The organism is Rhodococcus sp. T7 (assembly GCF_009872365.1).
Taxonomy (GTDB): domain Bacteria; phylum Actinomycetota; class Actinomycetes; order Mycobacteriales; family Mycobacteriaceae; genus Rhodococcus_F.
In genome coordinates this window covers 26,865-43,843 of sequence record NZ_WXYH01000356.1, presented here as the reverse complement: position 1 = coordinate 43,843, position 16,979 = coordinate 26,865, and the positions used below count along the sequence as shown (strand labels likewise).

The 16,979-nt window shown below is 68.0% G+C and carries 14 protein-coding genes; 8 read left to right on the top strand and 6 right to left on the bottom strand.

Annotated features, from left to right (window positions below; all coding sequences use genetic code 11):
* The first annotated feature begins 85 nt into the window (after window positions 1–85).
* On the top strand, window positions 86–859 hold the full coding sequence (locus MLGJGCBP_RS36335) for a VOC family protein (protein ID WP_160101976.1): 774 nt from the start codon (window positions 86–88) through the stop codon (window positions 857–859).
* Between the two features lie 57 nt (window positions 860–916).
* On the opposite strand, the gene MLGJGCBP_RS36330 is transcribed toward MLGJGCBP_RS36335, so the two are convergent.
* Window positions 917–1,846, bottom strand: coding sequence for an alpha/beta fold hydrolase (locus tag MLGJGCBP_RS36330; protein WP_087555034.1), 930 nt, complete (start codon window positions 1,844–1,846; stop codon window positions 917–919).
* A gap of 49 nt (window positions 1,847–1,895) precedes the next feature.
* Entirely contained in the window at window positions 1,896–2,513 is a 618-nt protein-coding gene (locus tag MLGJGCBP_RS36325) for a TetR/AcrR family transcriptional regulator (RefSeq protein WP_160101974.1), read from the bottom strand.
* A gap of 87 nt (window positions 2,514–2,600) precedes the next feature.
* Here MLGJGCBP_RS36325 and MLGJGCBP_RS36320 point away from each other — a divergent pair, with 87 nt between their 5' ends.
* The 3 genes from MLGJGCBP_RS36320 (at window position 2,601) to MLGJGCBP_RS36310 (ending at window position 5,990) form a co-directional block, all read left to right on the top strand.
* Window positions 2,601–3,947: a cytochrome P450 gene (locus tag MLGJGCBP_RS36320; protein ID WP_160101972.1), complete on the top strand. Its 1,347-nt coding sequence runs from the start codon at window positions 2,601–2,603 to the stop codon at window positions 3,945–3,947.
* A 46-nt stretch (window positions 3,948–3,993) separates the two neighbouring features.
* A complete protein-coding gene (locus tag MLGJGCBP_RS36315) occupies window positions 3,994–5,154 on the top strand; it encodes an alkaline phosphatase family protein (protein WP_160101970.1) in 1,161 nt (386 codons plus the stop codon).
* Window positions 5,155–5,228: 74 nt separating this feature from the next.
* Window positions 5,229–5,990 (top strand): HNH endonuclease family protein, encoded by a 762-nt coding sequence (locus tag MLGJGCBP_RS36310; protein WP_160101968.1) that lies wholly within the window; start codon window positions 5,229–5,231, stop codon window positions 5,988–5,990.
* Here MLGJGCBP_RS36310 and MLGJGCBP_RS36305 read toward each other — a convergent pair whose 3' ends face one another.
* Window positions 5,991–6,614 (bottom strand): DUF3060 domain-containing protein, encoded by a 624-nt coding sequence (locus MLGJGCBP_RS36305; RefSeq protein WP_087555029.1) that lies wholly within the window; start codon window positions 6,612–6,614, stop codon window positions 5,991–5,993.
* 34 nt (window positions 6,615–6,648) lie between these two features.
* Window positions 6,649–7,668, bottom strand: a complete 1,020-nt coding sequence (locus MLGJGCBP_RS36300; protein ID WP_087555028.1) for a beta-ketoacyl-ACP synthase III — start codon at window positions 7,666–7,668, stop codon at window positions 6,649–6,651.
* Between the two features lie 285 nt (window positions 7,669–7,953).
* Between MLGJGCBP_RS36300 and MLGJGCBP_RS36295 the strand changes: the two genes are divergently transcribed.
* The 4 genes from MLGJGCBP_RS36295 to MLGJGCBP_RS36280 all read left to right on the top strand — a co-directional run bounded on the left by MLGJGCBP_RS36295 (window position 7,954) and on the right by MLGJGCBP_RS36280 (window position 13,031).
* Window positions 7,954–9,069 carry a DUF4185 domain-containing protein gene (locus MLGJGCBP_RS36295; RefSeq protein WP_160101966.1) on the top strand — a complete coding sequence of 372 codons (1,116 nt, stop codon included), beginning with the start codon at window positions 7,954–7,956 and terminating at the stop codon, window positions 9,067–9,069.
* Between the two features lie 21 nt (window positions 9,070–9,090).
* Window positions 9,091–9,714 carry a class I SAM-dependent methyltransferase gene (locus tag MLGJGCBP_RS36290; protein WP_160101964.1) on the top strand — a complete coding sequence of 208 codons (624 nt, stop codon included), beginning with the start codon at window positions 9,091–9,093 and terminating at the stop codon, window positions 9,712–9,714.
* Between the two features lie 82 nt (window positions 9,715–9,796).
* The gene (locus MLGJGCBP_RS36285; protein ID WP_087555025.1) at window positions 9,797–11,632 is read left to right on the top strand and encodes an acyl-CoA dehydrogenase; all 1,836 of its coding nucleotides are present in this window, start codon (window positions 9,797–9,799) and stop codon (window positions 11,630–11,632) included.
* A 226-nt stretch (window positions 11,633–11,858) separates the two neighbouring features.
* Entirely contained in the window at window positions 11,859–13,031 is a 1,173-nt protein-coding gene (locus MLGJGCBP_RS36280) for a type IV toxin-antitoxin system AbiEi family antitoxin domain-containing protein (RefSeq protein ID WP_236581569.1), read from the top strand.
* Here MLGJGCBP_RS36280 and MLGJGCBP_RS36275 read toward each other — a convergent pair.
* Both MLGJGCBP_RS36275 and MLGJGCBP_RS36270 read right to left on the bottom strand, forming a co-directional pair.
* Window positions 12,913–15,195 (bottom strand): VanW family protein, encoded by a 2,283-nt coding sequence (locus MLGJGCBP_RS36275; protein WP_160101962.1) that lies wholly within the window; start codon window positions 15,193–15,195, stop codon window positions 12,913–12,915. The two genes, MLGJGCBP_RS36280 and MLGJGCBP_RS36275, sit on opposite strands and share 119 nt — an antisense overlap.
* A gap of 331 nt (window positions 15,196–15,526) precedes the next feature.
* Window positions 15,527–16,861, bottom strand: coding sequence for an acetyl-CoA C-acetyltransferase (locus MLGJGCBP_RS36270; protein WP_087555022.1), 1,335 nt, complete (start codon window positions 16,859–16,861; stop codon window positions 15,527–15,529).
* Between the last annotated feature and the right edge of the window lie 118 nt (window positions 16,862–16,979).

Genomic DNA, 16,979 nt, shown 5'->3' with positions numbered 1-16,979 from the left:
AACTCGGCAGCAACCAGATCGAGGACCACGCAATCAGTATCGTCCATCTGTCAAGCATGTGCCGTTGCAGTACTAGGAGCCCGCGATGCCCGACCGTCCGTCCCTCACCGGCGCTCCCTGCTGGATCGATCTCACCAGTTCCGACCCGCAACAGGTCATTCCGTTCTACACCGGACTGTTCGGGTGGAGGTCCGACACCAACGAGGATCCGCAGTACGGCGGCTACTCGATCTTCAGCATGAACGGCAAACCCATTGCGGGCCTTGGCCCGCAACAGCAGGGCAACCCGTACGGCAACGTGTGGACCACGTACCTCGCGTCCGAGGACGCCGCGGCCACCGCGGCGAAGGCGGCCGAGGCGGGCGGCCAGGTCATGATGCCCGCAATGGCCGTGGGCGACCAGGGCACGATCGCCATCCTCGGCGATCCCGCCGGCGCCGTCATCGGCGTGTGGCAGGCCGATCAGCACACCGGCTTCGGACTCGTCGACGAACCCGGCGCGCCGGTCTGGCACGAGACGCTGTCGCGCAACTACGCGGCCGCGCTCCCCTTCTACGCGGACGTGTTCGGCTGGACGTATCAGACCCTCGGCGACACAGACGAATTCCGGTACTCCCAGGCCAACCTCGGCGACCGCACCGTGGCAGGCATCATGGACGCCGACTCGTTCCTGCCCGACGGCGTCCCCTCGTTCTGGCAGTTCTACATCGGCGTCGGCGACACCGACGCGGCGGTCGCGAAGGTGATCGAACTCGGCGGCAGCGTCCGGCGCGAACCGGAGGACACCCCGTTCGGGCGGCTCGCCTCCGTCGCCGATCCTCTCGGTGCCACGTTCCAGATCACCACCCTGCAGTCCTGACCCTGCGACGGTGGCGCAATTCTGGCCCGCGACGGTGGCGCGCGGGCCGCGCCACCGTCACACGGGGCCGAACGGCGCCTGCGCCTCCTTGGCGTCCCAGATGTCGAGGAGCGAGCGCAGAATTTCCTCCGACATGCCCAGTCCGCCGAGATGGCTTTCCCCGTGCATCGTGTGGAACTCGGCGTCGGGCAGCAGCGACACCATGTGCTGCCCGTGCCGGAGCGGGACGATGTGGTCGCAGTCGCCGTGCCACCACCGGACCGGGGTCTTCACCGCGTTCACCCGGAATCCCCAGTCCCGCGCGAACAGGACGAGGTCGGCGAACGGGGCGCTGAGTTGCTTGCTGCCGCCGTTGAGCAGATCGTCGAGGAACATCGCCTTGAACTCGGGCCGCGCGAGGAGACGACGGTCGCCCTCCGGGGACATCCGTCCGTACAGGTCGATGATCGGCGACGCGAACGGCCGTGCCAGCCTGATGACGGAACTCGCCGCCAGCCCGACCGGGACGCCGCCCGCCGCCAGCACCGGCGCGGCCAGCACCGCGAGATCCATCAACCCGCTGCGGATCGCGTCGGGGCCCTTCGTCGGCGCGACACCCCCGAGGATGCCGGTCGCGACCACGCGGTCGGGCATCGCGTACGCCGCGGCGAGCGTGTAAGGACCGCCGCCGGACAGGCCGATCACGGCCATCTGGTCGATGCCGAGCGTGTCGGCGACCGTGCGCAGGTCCTCGGCGAAGTCGATCACCGCGCCGTAGCGGTGCGGGGTCGACGACCCGACCCCCGGCCGGTCGATCCCGATCAGCCGGACGTGCTCGCGCTCGGCGAACGCCCGGGCCTCCATCGGCACCTGACGCCGCGCCCCGGGTGTGCCGTGCAGCCAGAACACCGCCCTGCCCTGTGCCGAACCGAACTCCGCGAAGCCGAGCCGACGCCCCTCGCCTACCGCGACCGTGCCCTCCAACTGTGGGCGTGCGATATCCACCATTCCCACAGCTTCGCACGTGACGGTCGTCACGTTTCCGGTTGGGACCCTCTCAGCGGTGCGCGGTGGACGTGAACTGGTACGTCGCGGCGTCGACGATCTGCTCGGGAGACACCTCGATCTCACCGTTCAGCCACGCCGTCATGAGTTCTGCGAGCCCACCCACGAACAGCAGTGCGGTGATTTCGTCCTGCGGCGACGACCATGCCCGGTCGCCGTAGAGTTCCCGCGCCTGCTCCGCCACCAGCAGCGCGAACGCCCGCAGCAGTTCACGTCTTCGCGTCCGCAGCGGTTCGGCGCCTGCCGATTCGATGATCGACACCCGGCCTTTCCGCGGGTCGGCCGTCAGGATGTCGACGAACGCCGCGATCGCCGCCCGCACCCGCACCTCGGGATCGCCCGTCACGGTCTGGAGCGTGACCCGCGCGGCCTCGCCGATCTCCGCGGCGATCCCCTCGATCACCTGCACCAGTAGGTCGTCCCGGCCGCGGAAGCTCTCGTAGAAATAGCGTTCCGTCAGTTTCGCCTCGGCGCAGATGGCGGTCATGGTCGCCTTGTCGCCGCCGACGGTCCCGAAGACCTGCAGTCCCGCTTCGAGAAGTCGCGCACGACGTTCGGCGGCGCGCTCCTCCGAACTTCTCCCGCGGTACTGCCGCGCCGGCTGACCCATGACTCGATGTTGACAGACCACCTGGTGTGACGCACACTACAGACATCTGACATGGCGTCCTGTCACATACCCGACGAGGGAGTGCCCGTGCCCAAAGTTCTCGCTGCTCCGCCGCAGGAAAGCACGCTCAGCCCCATCTCGGGGAATGCCGGATTCCCCGTGATCGGACACTCCCTGGAGTACTTCCGCGACCCGATGGGATTGCTCCAGAGCCGCTGGGACCGCTACGGCCCCGTGTCGTGGCTGAGCATGGCCGGCAAGAGATGGGTCACGGTGCTCGGCCCCGACGGCTGCCAGTCGGTGCTGCAGAACAAAGACCGCGCCTTCGTCAACAGCGACGGGTGGAGCGTGCTGATCGGGCCGTTCTTCCACCGGGGGCTGATGCTCCTCGACGGCGACGAACACCTCGTCCACCGGCGAATCATGCAGCAGGCCTTCACCCGGGACCGACTGTCGCGCTACACCGAGGCACTGCACCCGGCCGTCGAGAAGGGGCTCGACGCCTGGCGGCCCACCACGGGTTTCACCGTGTACCCGGCGCTGAAGGAGCTGACGCTCGATCTCGCCACGAGCATCTTCATGGGCGGCGCCGAAGGGTCGACGCCACGGGAGATGGCCGAGGTCGACAAGGCCTTCATCGACTGCGTGCAGGCCGCCACATCGGTGGTGCGGTACCCGCTGCCCGGGACGCGATGGAAGCGTGGCATCGACGGGCGCCGCCGACTCGAGGAGTTCTTCCGCCGGTACCTGCCCGCCCGACGCGCGGGCGCGGGCGAAGACCTGTTCTCCGCGCTGTGCCACATCGAATCCGAAGACGGACAACGGTTCAGCGACGACGACGTCATCAACCACATGATCTTCCTGCTGATGGCGGCGCACGACACGTCCACCATCACGCTGTCGACGATGATGCAGTACCTCGGCCAGCATCCCGAATGGCAGGAACGCTGCAGGCGGCAGTCCGCGGCGCTGGGCACGTCCACCCCGAGCTACGGCGAACTCGACGAACTCACCGACCTCGACCTCGTCATGAAGGAATGCCTGCGCCTCGTTCCCCCGGTCCCGGTGGTCGCGCGCCGAGCGGTCCGGGACACCGAGGTGCTCGGCCACTACATCCCGAAGGGCACGTACATGTCGGTGGTCGTGCACTTCACCCACCACATGTCCGAGTACTGGCCCGACCCGGAGAGGTTCGACCCCGAGCGGTTCGCACCCGAACGCCGCGAGGACAAGGTCCACCGGTTCGCGTGGGAGCCGTTCGGCGGCGGCGTGCACAAATGCCTGGGGATGCACTTCGCGGGCGCCGAGATCAAGACGGTCATGCACCACCTGCTGCAGCGATTCGACTGGCGGGTGAGCCCCGGCTACGTCGCCCCGCTCAACTACACCTCGCTGCCGTTCCCCTCCGACGGCCAGCCGGTGGACCTGTACTGAGCCGACTCCGTAGTGCAGCCTCGGCCGATCCACCATAGTGGGAGTCATGACCGTTACGGCGCCCCCGCTCGACGTGTACTCGCAGCCCACGCTGTCCAACCTCATGCCGTCCGTCCTCGCTTCGCTGGGTGTCGCCGGCGAGCCCAACCGGCTGCACCTGCCCGACAGCAAGCACACCGTGGTGATGCTGATCGACGGCCTCGGCTGGAGCCTGCTGCGTCGTCATCGCGAGCGCGCCCCGTTTCTCGACAGCCTGACCGGACGGCCGATCCGCGCGGGGTTCCCCACGACGACCGCCACCAGCATCGCGTCGTTCGGCACGGGACTGCCGTCCGGCGGTCACGGCATCACCGGCTACCAGTCATACGTTCGTGAGGTTCGCGGCACGATCAACTGGTTGTCGTGGCGCGCAGGCCACAAGGGCGACGAACTCACCCGGCTGGTCCCCGAGGTCCTGCAGCCCACACCGACCGTGTTCGAGCGTGCCGCGGCGGCCGGTATCGCGTGCACGACCGTGGTTCCCGCGAAGTTCGACGGGTCCGGGCTCACCCGCGCCGTCCTCCGCGGCGGCACGTTCGCGGGAATACATGCGTACGGTGACCTGATCGCGCACGTCGTCACCGCGGCGCGATCCGGCGAACGGACGCTCACCTACTGCTATCTCAGCGAAATCGACACCCTCGGGCACATCTACGGTCCGGGATCCGCACCGTGGCTGCACCAACTCGACCTCGTCGACCGGCTCGTCGAGAGACTCGCCGCCGAACTCGCGATCGCGCAACCGGGCGCCGCCCTCCACGTCACCGCCGACCACGGCATGGTCACCGTCGACGACGCCGACAAGATCGACTTCGACGACACACCCGCGCTCTCCGACGGCGTGATGGCGCTCGCAGGCGAACCGCGGTGCAGGCACGTCCACGCGCGTACCGGAGCCGCGCACGACGTCGCCGCCCGGTGGAGGAGCGAACTGGGACACCGCATGTGGATCGGAACCAGAGACGAGGCCGTCACCGCGGGACTGTTCGGTCCCGCCGTGCGATCCGAGGTGCAGGGCCGCATCGGAGACGTCGTCGCCATCGCGCAGGGCGGGGTCGCGGTGGTCCGGCGCAAGGCGGAGTCGCGGCTGTCCGCCCTCCCCGGGCAGCACGGCGCGCTCACCGACGACGAGTTACTGATTCCACTGCTGCTGGGCGCCGCGACGTAAACCCGGGTCGTTCACCGGATTGCCGGGCCACTCCTGATAGAAATGACGAACAGCGTTGATTTCAGGAGAGATTCATGCCCCGCTCTGCGGTACCGAACACCGGCTCCATCATCACGACCCTCAGAACCAAGTGGCCCTGGATCCTCGCCGGCCTGCTCGTCGTCGTGCTCGTCACGATGCTCTCCCCGGACCCCGACGGCACCGTCGCCTCCGGAACCGGACCGGCCGCACCGTCGGAAGCCACTGACGCACAACAGATACAGACGGCATTCACCCAGCTGTCCACCCTCGAGGTGAAGGGCAGGGCACCGAAGACGGGATACGACCGGGAGCTGTTCGGCCCCAGTTGGACCGACAACGTGTCGGTCGCGCTCGGACGCAACGGCTGCGACACCCGCAACGACATCCTGCGCCGCGACCTCGTCGACATCACGTCGCGGGACCGCACCCGCGAGTGCGTGGTGCAGTCGGGCACGTTGCGGGATCTCTACACGGGCAACATCATTGCGTTCACCCGCGGCACGAAGACGTCGGACGCCGTGCAGATCGATCACGTGGTGGCGCTGTCGGACGCGTGGCAGAAGGGCGCTCAGCTCCTCGACGCGCAGACGCGGGCCGACCTCGCGAACGATCCCCGCAATCTGCAGGCGGTGGACGGACCCACCAATCAGCGCAAGAGCGATGCCGACGCGTCGACGTGGCTGCCCCCGCTGGCGGCGTACCGCTGCACCTATGTGGCGCGGCAGGTGGAAGTGAAAGTGGCGTACCGGCTCTGGGTGACGCCGCCCGAACGCGATGCGATGGCCGCGGTGCTCACCGGCTGCGGCGCGCGGTGATCACGTCCCGGGTGGGGTGAGCCGGTTCTCGGAGCCGGTGTCGACCGCAGGCGCCGTCGCACCGGAATCCCAGTCGACGGAGTTGTTGGAACCGGTCAGTTCGAGGGAGTCGAGGGACACCGCGCGCACGAAGTTGTCGTTGCCACTCACCGTCATCGCACCGGAGTCGTCGACGTTCAGGGAGTTCCCGCTTCCGGTGACCGAGATCCGCTCCGCCTGCTTGCCGAGCACGGTCACGGCGTTGCCCTGAAGTTCGATCGATTCGACGACGTCGATGGTGGAACTGTTGCTGCGCCCCGAGATGGTGAGTGTTCCGGTCTGCCCGCCGACGACGTTGGTGTCCTGACCGCGGACGACGATCGCGTTGGACGTGGCGACGGTCGCCGAGACGCCGTTGGCCTCGATGGTGACGGTGCCGCATTCGCCCTCGAGGACGACCCCGGCACCGTCCCGGTCGACGATCACGTCGCGGCCCGCGCAGTCACCGCCCGAGTTCAGTTCCACCGCAGAGCCGGACACCGTCGAGGTGCCGCCGCCGCCGGTGCTCCCGCCGCCGCAGCCCGCGAGGGCCACGGCGGAGGACATCAGCACGGCGACGGCGACCGACTGCCGGGTGACACCCATCGATCCCTGCTTTCCTGCCCCCGACGGGACCGGGTCAGTTCTTCGCGAGCGCCGGCATCGTCACGACCTGGGCCGCGTAGGACAGCCCGGCACCGAACGCGAGCAGCAGGGCGGTGTCGCCGGGCTTGGTGGCGCCGGACTGCAGCATCTCCTCCATGGCGAGCGGCACCGATGCCGCCGACGTGTTGCCGCTCTCGGCGATGTCGTCGGACACGGGCACGCCCTCGGGAAGTTTCATGCTGCGCGCGATCACCTCGGTGATCCGCGAGTTGGCCTGGTGCGGGACGAACGCGTCGAGGTCGTCGACCGACATGCCGGCCTTCTCGACCGCCCGCAGCGCGACCTTGCCCATCTCGAAGGCGGCCCAGCGGAACACGGCGGTGCCTGCCATCTTGATGTACGGACGCGTGGCACCCGGCGTCGTGATGTATTCGTACCAATCCAGGTCCTGCACGATGGCGTCGGCCTGGGAGCCGTCCGAACCCCACTCCACCGGCCCGATGCCTGCGACGTCGCTCTTGCCGACGACCACGGCCCCGGCACCGTCGCCGAAGATGAAGCGCGTCGAGCGGTCGGTCGGGTCGGTGGTGATGCTCATCTTCTCGACACCCACCACGAGGGCGTAGTCGACGGATCCGCCGCGAACCAGATCGGACGCCACCGTCAGCGCGGTGCAGAAGCCCGCACATCCACCGCCGAGGTCGAACGCTCCGGGGCCGTTGGTTCCGAGGGCGTCGGCCACCAGCGCGGCAGCGGGCGGTGTCAGCAGCAGGTACGTCGACGTGGCGACGATGACGACCCCGATCTGCTCGGGGTCGATCCCACTCGCCTCGATCGCCTTGCGCCCCGCCTCGATGGACATCGTGACGACGTTCTCGTCCTCCGCCGCGAACCGCCGGTTGCGGATGCCCGAGCGCGACTGGATCCACTCGTCGTTCGAGTCGATCAGTTCACAGATCTCGTCGTTGGTGACGACCCGTTCGGGCCGGTACACGCCGAGCCCGAGAAGGGCGGACTGCCGACCTCCAGCCACGGTGGCAATCTGCTTTCCCATCGATCGATCTCCTCATCAGGTCCCGCGTGGTTACGCGCAGTGTGGACTTGTCGCCAGCACACGTTACGTCGGCGGCCGCCCCGCGGGTAGCACCGGTTCCTGTTACTGACGAGTAATATCGGATCCGTGGAGGCGTCGGCGAAACGAACAGGGCGGTCAAACCGACACTTTCGGAAGAACAGTCTTGTTAGACTTCTCGCGATTTCCAGCAGTTGATCACCGGTAGGGGGAGTGGTCTCTTCAGGCCACGCAGTGCCGCCTGCTGCTAGAGATGGAGTGTCCTTCGTGAAGCGAACCAGAGCTCTTGCAGCAGCCTCGCTCATCGGCGCGGCAGTGACGTTGATCGCATTCGCGGGCCCGGCCGCCGCGAACCCCAACGCCATCAATCCGATCCCCGGACTCAACGGCACCAACGGGATTCCGCACCTCACCGGCCGCACCCAGGCGGTCGCGCAGCAGACCGGCATGCTCGGTCCCAACCGCACCCAGGACTCCAACGTCCTCGGCACCGACCTCGGCATCATGTGGGACAACGGCCAGGGCCAGGTCCTCACGGCGTTCGGCGACTCCGCCGGGCTCGGACTGCCCAACCTGCTGTCGGGCAGCCTGTGGGCGTGGCGCAGCAGCACCCTCTTCCGCAGCTCGGACGGCATCCTGTCCGACGGGATGAATTTCGACAGCTCACCCCGCGACATCTTCGGCCAGTCCAAGGAGCTGGTCCCCAGCCCGAAGATTCCGTTCGTCGAGATCAGCCGCATCCCCACCGCGGGCGTCGCCGTCGGCAACACCCAGGTGCTGAGCATGATGTCGGTGAAGAACTGGGGACCGGCGGGCACGTGGGACACCAACTACTCCGGTCTCGTCTACTCACAGGACAACGGCGAGAACTGGACCGTCGCCCCCGAGACGCAGCGCCCGAACGTCGGGGGCAACGCCAACTTCCAGATGAGCGCATTCGTCAAGGCCGACGGCTTCGTCTACCAATACGGCACCCCCGCCGGCCGCGGCGGACTCGTCCACCTCGCCCGCGTCCCGGAACCGCAGATCATGGACCTCGGCGCGTACGAGTACTTCGACGGCGCCAAGTGGATCAAGGGCAACCCCGACGTCGCCAAGCCGATCATGCCGGGCGGCGTCGGCGAATTGTCCGTCGCGTACAACGAATACCTCGGGCAGTACCTCATGCTGACCACCGACCAGTTCAACTCGGTGGTCATGCGCCGCTCACCGTCGGTGACCGGACCGTGGGGCCCACCCGAGGTGCTCGTCGACACCCGGGAACTGCCCACCGCGTACGGCGCCTACATCCACCCGTGGTCGTCGGGGCGCGACCTCTACTTCCTCACGACGGTGCACAACAACTACAACGTTCTCCTGATGCACACCACGCTCACTCCGTAGCGGTCGTACTAGCGTCGGGGCATGGATGCAGCTGCCTGGGACGAACGGTATTCACAGAGCGAACTGGTGTGGGGCGCGCCACCCAACGCCGTCGTGGTCGAGCAGGTCACCGCGCTCCCCCGCGGTCGCGCACTCGACCTCGCGTGCGGGGAGGGCCGCAACGCGCACTGGCTGGCCACCCGCGGCTGGGAGGTGACGGGGCTCGACTACTCGGCCGTCGCCCTCGACAAGGCCCGCCGGGTGGCCGCCGAAGCGCCCCGCTCGGTCCGGGAACGGCTCGACTACCGCGTCGCCGACGTCACCGAGTCGGACCTCGGCGGCGAGTACGACCTCGTGCTCATGATCTACCTCCATCTCGCTCCCGAGGAGCGTCTGCAGGTTGTGAACCGCGCCATATCTGCGCTGAAACCTGATGGAATCCTCATGATTTTGGGGCATGACGCCGTTAACTTGTCGCAGGGAGTCGGGGGTCCTCAGGACATCGAAATCCTGTACACACCAGATGATTTGGTAGCGGTGCTCGATGGTCGTGTGAGCGTGGACGTCGCCGAACGGCGATTCCGCGAGACGGAGGCCGGAACGGCGATCGACGCGCTCGTCGTCGCACACCGCCCGAGTCTTGGCAGTCCGGTAAATGACGCGTAATATCGCTGATGTTACCGACGAGTAATAACTTGGGCGGTACTAACTGATAGACCGCACCATCTCACTGGGAGAGACAGAAGACATGGGCCATTACAAGAGCAACGTCCGCGACCTGGAGTTCAACCTCTTCGAGGTACTCGGTCTCGAGCAGCCGCTGAGTGACGGCGTGTGGGGCGATCTCGACGCCGACACCGTCCGCAACATGCTCAGTGAAGTTGCCCGCCTCGCCGAGGGACCGCTGGGCGAGTCCTTCGCCGACGCCGACCGCAACCCTCCGGTCTTCGACCCCGAGAACCACACCGTCACCCTGCCGGAATCCTTCAAGAAGTCGTTCCGCGCACTGTGGGACGCCGAGTGGTACCGCATGGGAATCTCCGAGGAGATCGGCGGCGTCCCCGTGCCGCGGTCCGTCGTGTGGGCCATCGGTGAACTGATCCTCGGCGCCCAGCCGGCCGCGCACATGTACCAGGCCGGACCCGCCTTCGCGGACGTCCTGTTCAACAACGGCACCGAAGAGCAGAAGAAGTGGGCCGCCACCATCGTCGAACGCGGCTGGGGCGCCACCATGGTCCTCACCGAACCCGACGCCGGTTCCGACGTCGGCGCAGGCCGCACCAAGGCCATCAAGCAGGACGACGGCTCCTGGCACATCGAGGGCGTCAAGCGGTTCATCACGTCCGCCGACTCCGACGACCTGTTCGAGAACATCTTCCACCTCGTCCTGGCCCGCCCCGAGGGTGCAGGCCCCGGCACCAAGGGACTGTCGCTGTTCTTCGTCCCGAAGACGCACTTCAACTTCGAGACCAACGAATTGGGCGAGCGCAACGGCGCTTTCGTCACCAACGTCGAGCACAAGATGGGTCTGAAGGTCTCCGCCACGTGTGAGGTCACCTTCGGCGGCCACGGCATTCCCGCCCAGGGCTGGCTCGTCGGCGAGGTCCACAACGGCATCGCGCAGATGTTCGACGTCATCGAGCACGCCCGGATGATGGTCGGCACCAAGGCCATCGCCACCCTCTCCACCGGCTACCTCAACGCCCTCGACTACGCGAAGGAACGCGTCCAGGGCGCCGACCTCACACAGATGACGGACAAGGCCGCCCCGCGCGTCACCATCACGCACCACCCCGACGTCCGTCGCGCCCTCGCCATGCAGAAGGCATACGCCGAAGGCCTGCGCGCCGTGTACCTGTACACCGCGGCGCACCAGGACGAGGCCACCGCCAAGCTGGTGTCCGGCGCCGACAAGGACCTCGCGTTCCGCGTCAACGACCTACTGCTCCCGATCGTCAAGGGTGTCGGCTCCGAGCGGGCCTACCAGTACCTGACGGACAGCCTGCAGACCTTCGGCGGTTCCGGCTTCCTGCAGGACTACCCGATCGAGCAGTACATCCGCGACGCCAAGATCGACTCGCTGTACGAGGGCACCACCGCCATCCAGGCGCAGGACTTCTTCTTCCGCAAGATCGCCCGCGACCGCGGCGTGGCACTCGCCCACGTCGCAGGCGAGGTCAAGAAGTTCATCGACACCGAGGCGGGCAACGGTCGCCTCAAGGCCGAGCGCGCCCTGCTCGCCACCGCCCTCGAGGACGTCCAGACCATGGCCGCCACCCTCACCGGGTACCTCATGGGTGCACAGGAGCAGCCGTCCGAGCTGTACAAGGTCGGCCTCGGGTCCGTCCGGTTCCTGATGTCCGTCGGCGACCTCCTCATCGGCTGGCAGCTCCTGCGTCAGTCCGAGATCGCGATCAAGGCCCTCGACGAAGGCGCCTCCGGCAAGGACAAGGCGTTCTACGAAGGCAAGGTCGCCATCGCGTCCTTCTTCGCGAAGAACGTACTGCCCGAGCTGACCGCCACCCGCGGCATCGTCGCCAACCTCGACAACGACATCATGGAGCTCGACGAAGCAGCGTTCTGATCGGCTTCACACGGCCCGGTGGCCGGGGATTCGTCCCCGGCCACCGGGCTTTTTCGTGCCCTGGCCGGGACGCCGCACCACTTCTCGGCCCACGAACCCCCTTTCGGTCCCGACAGGGTGAGCGCGAGCCGAGAAGGAGTGCGGGAGTTGTCCACAACCCTCGGTTCATCCACAGCCTGGTCCGAGGGGCCGGATTCTCGGCGCAGTCCGGGCGAGAATCGTTCCCATGGAACACGACCCGGGGGCGATGCTGCGACGCCAGGACGCGTTGGGCCGCGGCTACAGCGACGACGAGATCCGACGCCTGTACACGCGCGGCGAGTGGCACCGCATCGGCCGCGGCGCGTACCTCTCCGCGGCGGTGTTCTCGGCGCTCGGCGAGGAAGAACGTCATCGCTTCCTGATCGATTCGACCCTTCACGCCCTCTCGGACGACGCGGTGCTCAGCCACCAGTCTGCGGCGGTCGTGTACGGACTGCCGCTGTGGAGAACGGCCCTCGACCGCGTGCACGTCACCCGAAACCGGTGGGGAGGCGGCCGGGTCAAGCGACGGATCACCGTGCACTGCGCCCCGATCGGAGAGCACGTCGCAGTGGTGGACGGGCACCCGCTGACCCTCCCGGCGCGGACCGTCGTCGACCTCGCGAGGACGCTGCCGTTCGAGCAGGCAGTCGTGCCCGGTGACGCCGCGGTCCGCAAGTTCGGCATCAGCCGCGACGAATTGGACGCCGAACTCGCCCTCGCCGCGCGGCGGCACGGAATCGACGCGGCGCGGAGAGTCGTCCGCTTCGTCAGCGGGCACAGCGAAAGTGTCGGGGAATCGCGAAGCCGGGTGATGCTGGCGCGGGCCGGGCTCCCCGTTCCCTCCCAGCAAGGTGAGGTGTTCGACCCCGTCGGGCGCCGTGTCGGGCGCGTCGACTTCCACTTCGACGGCGTCGTGCTCGGAGAGTTCGACGGACGCGTCGAGTACGGACGGCTGCTGAAACCCGGGCAAACACCCGGCGACGCGGTGTTCGCCGAGAAGAAACGGGAGGACGCACTGCGCGACCTCGGATTCCAGGTGGTGCGGTGGACGTGGGACGACCTCGAGTCACCCGCGCAGGTGGTGGACCGGGTCCGCCGCGCAATCGCGCGTGCCGAGTCGCCGCGAGGCTGGGTCGTCCAGGCGCCACTGCCGTCTGCAGCCGCTCACGGTACGAGCACTGTAGACGCACCACTTCTCTGTTCACGCAAAACTTTTCGGTCCCGCGAGGGGGTGCGCGAACAGAGAACGGGTGCGGCTACCCGCCGCCGTTCGGCTTCGGGGTGGTGGTCGGGGTCTCCGCCGGAGCGGACGGGGCCGGCGACGCGGCGGGGGTGCGCTCGTCGGGCTTGGGCGCGCCCGGTTCCTCGCACTTGACGATCGGGACGGGGTCGTAGCGGACGGTCCTGGTGTTCCTGGAGATCTCCTGGCCGGTGGCGTGATCGGAGATCACCCGCGTGTCGCTGGCAGTGAATCCCGGTGCGCCGCTGGAGGCGATGCAATGATCACCGGCGGGCAGAGTGACCGTGTCGGGTTGCGTCGGCTTGGTGCGGTTGCCGGTGATCGACTCGACGTCGACCGACTTGGTACCCCAGAACCGGATGGTCAGGTCGGAGGCGCCGCCGATGGCCTGGATCATCACACCCGTCTTTCCGGTGTTCCGGAACTGCAGGTCGATTGCGCCTTCGAAGACGGTGGCCTCACGCGCCTCGGGGTACCGAGAGATGTAGTACGAGTGCTCGGTGTGCGCGACGTCCTCCATGCCGGCGAAATACGCGGCGTTGTAGAGCGTCGTCGCCACCTGGCTCACCCCGCCGCCGACGGCGGTGTCCGGGCGGCCGTTGTTGATGATGCCCGACTCCACATAGCCCTGAGCGGTACCGCGCGGACCCGTGTACCCGTTGAGCGAGAACGTGTCGCCCGGCTTGATCAGTGCCCCGTTGATCTCGCTGGCAGCGAGCCGGATGTTCGTCCCGGACGCCGCCGAGAAACCGCCGGTCGTGAACTCGCCGATCACTTCCTTCACACCCAGCGCCTGCGCGGCCTCCGTCGTGAGGGCGGGCGGGATCGGTCCGTACACCGCGGCAATGGTGTGAGAACCGTTGCCGCGCAACACCTCGGGCAGCGTCTCCAGCGTCTTGGGCCACTGCACCAGATCACCCACGACCGCGGGGACGACGGTGGGTGATCCCCCGTCGAGCGTGATCTTCGCGTCCTTCGGAACGATCTCCGTGGACACGAGTTGCGGGGCGAGGATGCCCGTCGCCGCCTCGATGTTGTACGTCGGTTTCAACCCGCCGTTGCCATCCGGTTCGAACCCGACGATGGCACCGATCTGCTGACGCGGCGCGGTCGCGACCTTGCCGTCACGACCGGTGACCACCAGATCGGCGGACGCCGCCGGCACCGCCACGTCGTCGAGCGCCCGCCGGACGCCCTCCTGCGTCACCGTCACGGGCACGACGTCGACGGGCAGATCCACCGTTTCGCCGAACGCCCACTTCTCGATCAGCGCCGCCTCGGCACCCTCACCGTTCAGGTTCTGCCCGGTCGACGGATCCACCGGCACGGGGGTAGCGCCCTCGAACACGACGGTCCCCTCGCGGGACGCACGATCGGTCTCACTGCGAAGGCCGTCGACGGCGGACGCCAGCGCCGCCTCGTCGCGAGTCGACACCACCCCGATCTCGTCGGTGGTGAAGAACGACGCCAGCCTGGTGAACGGGTTGAGCGGCTGCGAATGGGCCCGGTCGAGAGTGGCCTCCCAGTCGACGCCGAGCCCGGCGGCGGACGGAACGAGTTCCGTCGACACGTCACCGGCCTGCACCGTCAGCGGCTGACCGACGCGCGGGCCGACCTGCGCCTGCAATGTGGCCTCCGCCTCCTCGCGGGTCGAGCCGCCCACGTCGACGCCCGCCACGGTGACCCCGCGCGGGACCTTCCCGGACGACACCGCGAGGTCCGCGGCGTACGCGATGCCGATCACGGCGATCACACCGCCGGCGATCGCGGCGACCTTCACCCACGAGGCACGCGCCGGAGTCTTCTCGGCGGGCTCCTCCGCGGGCTGCGGTTCTGCCGGCTGCGGTTCCGGTTGCGGCGGGGCCGGCGACGCGGCAGCCGGGGCCACGACCGTCGGATCCTCGGCCGGCGTCGTGTACGCCTGCGTCGGACCGGGAACGGGACCCGGCGGAATCGCGGGAATCACCTGTGTGACGTCCTCGTTCGCCGGCGGCTCCACCCACAACGGGGCCTGCTCCTCGGAAGGTTCCCCCAGGTCACCGAGGTGCAACTGGGTTGTCGGAGCCTCGTCGGCGCTCGGCTGTGTGATCGGGACCTCGTCGGCACTCGGCTGCGTGGCCTGAACCTCGCCGTCGGCACTCGGCTGTGTGGTCGGAGCCTCGTCGGCTTCCGAAGCAGGCTCGTCGGCCGGGTTCTCGGGTTCGACGCTGTCAGGTTCGACGCTGTCGGGCGTCGCGGAAGGGTCCGGCGTCGACCGTTCGGGTGCAGTGCTCCCCTTGTCGCCGTCTTCGTGATTCACCGTGGCCCTCTCGCCGAGTCGTCCTTCGTGCGGGCCTCAGCTTGCCGTCGGTGCTCGTTGCATTTCAAGCGCGATCCGATCCGAGCGAGGCCCGGTCGAGACCCCCACGTCAGCCTACCGGCCGGCCGGAAATGCAAGAGCCCCGCGCTGCTGCCAGGTCGGGGGTCAGGCAGCAACACGGGGCTGACAGGGATATCGCCAGCTAATCTCCAGCGTTACACCTGTCGGAAAAGTTTTCGGGGATCCGGCCACCCCTCGTTGCCGGATCCCCGCTCGCACCGCGCACACGCTGGCCTTTCCGGTCTCCCAGCTACCGGAAAGGTCAGCCGGTTCACGCCTCTATGATTGCCGTCACACCTTGGCCGCCCGCGGCGCAGATGGAGATCAGGCCGCGGCCCGACCCCTTCTCCGCGAGCATCTTGGCGAGCGAGGCGACGATGCGGCCGCCGGTCGCGGCGAACGGGTGGCCCGCCGCCAGCGACGAGCCGTTGACGTTGAGCTTGCTGCGGTCGATGGAGCCGAGTGCGCCGTCGAGGCCGAGGCGTTCCTTGCAGTACTCGTCGGATTCGAATGCCTGCAGCGTCGCGAGCACGACGGACGCGAACGCCTCGTGGATCTCGTAGAAGTCGAAGTCCTGCAGGGTGAGGCCGTTGCGGGCCAGCAGACGCGGGATGGCGTACGTGGGCGCCATGAGGAGCCCGTCCTTGCCGTGGATGTAGTCGACGGCCGCGGTCTCGGAATCGACGAGGTGCGCGAGGACCGGAAGCTTGCGCTCGGCGGCCCATTCGTCCGTGGAGAGCAGGACCGCGGACGCACCGTCGGTGAGCGGGGTGGAGTTGCCCGCCGTCATGGTGGCGTCGCCCGCCTTCACCCCGAAGACCGGCTTCAGCTTGGCGAGCTTCTCGGCGGTGGAGTCGGGACGCAGGTTGTCGTCGCGGGTGAGGCCGAGGAACGGGGTGACCAGGTCGTCGAAGAATCCGCGGTCGTAGGCGGCGGCCATGTTCTGGTGGCTGGCGGCGGCCAGTGCGTCCTGGTCCTCGCGGCGGACACCGAATTCCTTGGCCGTGACGGCGGCGTGCTCGCCCATGGACATGCCGGTGCGGGGCTCACCGTTGCGCGGGATCTCGATGCCGAGCATCGACGGGCGGACGTTACCGAGCAGCTTGATGCGGTCGCCGGTGCTCTTCGCACGGTTCAGCGACAGCAGGAATTCGCGGAGTTCGTCGTTGACGCCGATCGGGGCGTCCGATGTGGTGTCGACACCGCCGCCGACACCGGCATCGATCCGGCCGGCCGCGATGGCGTCGCCGACCGCGACGATCGACTGCAGTCCGGTGCCGCAGGCCTGCTGCAGGTCGAACGCCGGGGTGTAGGGGCTGAGGGCGCTGCCGAGGACGCATTCGCGCATCAGGTTGAAGTCGCGGCTGTGCTTGAGGACGGCGCCGCCCGCGACGAGTCCCAGCTTCTCGCCCTGGAGGTTGAAGCGGCTCACCAGTCCGTCGAGGGTGGCGGTGAACATGTCCTGGTTGGACGCCTGCGCGTACTTGCGGTCGGAGCGGGCGAACGGGATACGGTTTCCGCCGACGATCGCGACGGGACGCTGCTGCTTTCCGCCCGGCTTCGGGGCCGCAGCGGAGTTCGAGTTGGTGCGAGCTTTGCTGGTCACTGACGTCTCCAAGGATCTGGTGCGATTACCTGTTGGCTACTATTCTTACTCAGGAGTAAGTTACTTGTCGACACCGCACTTCACTCGGTGCTCGGTGACTGACCGCCAAACGACGACA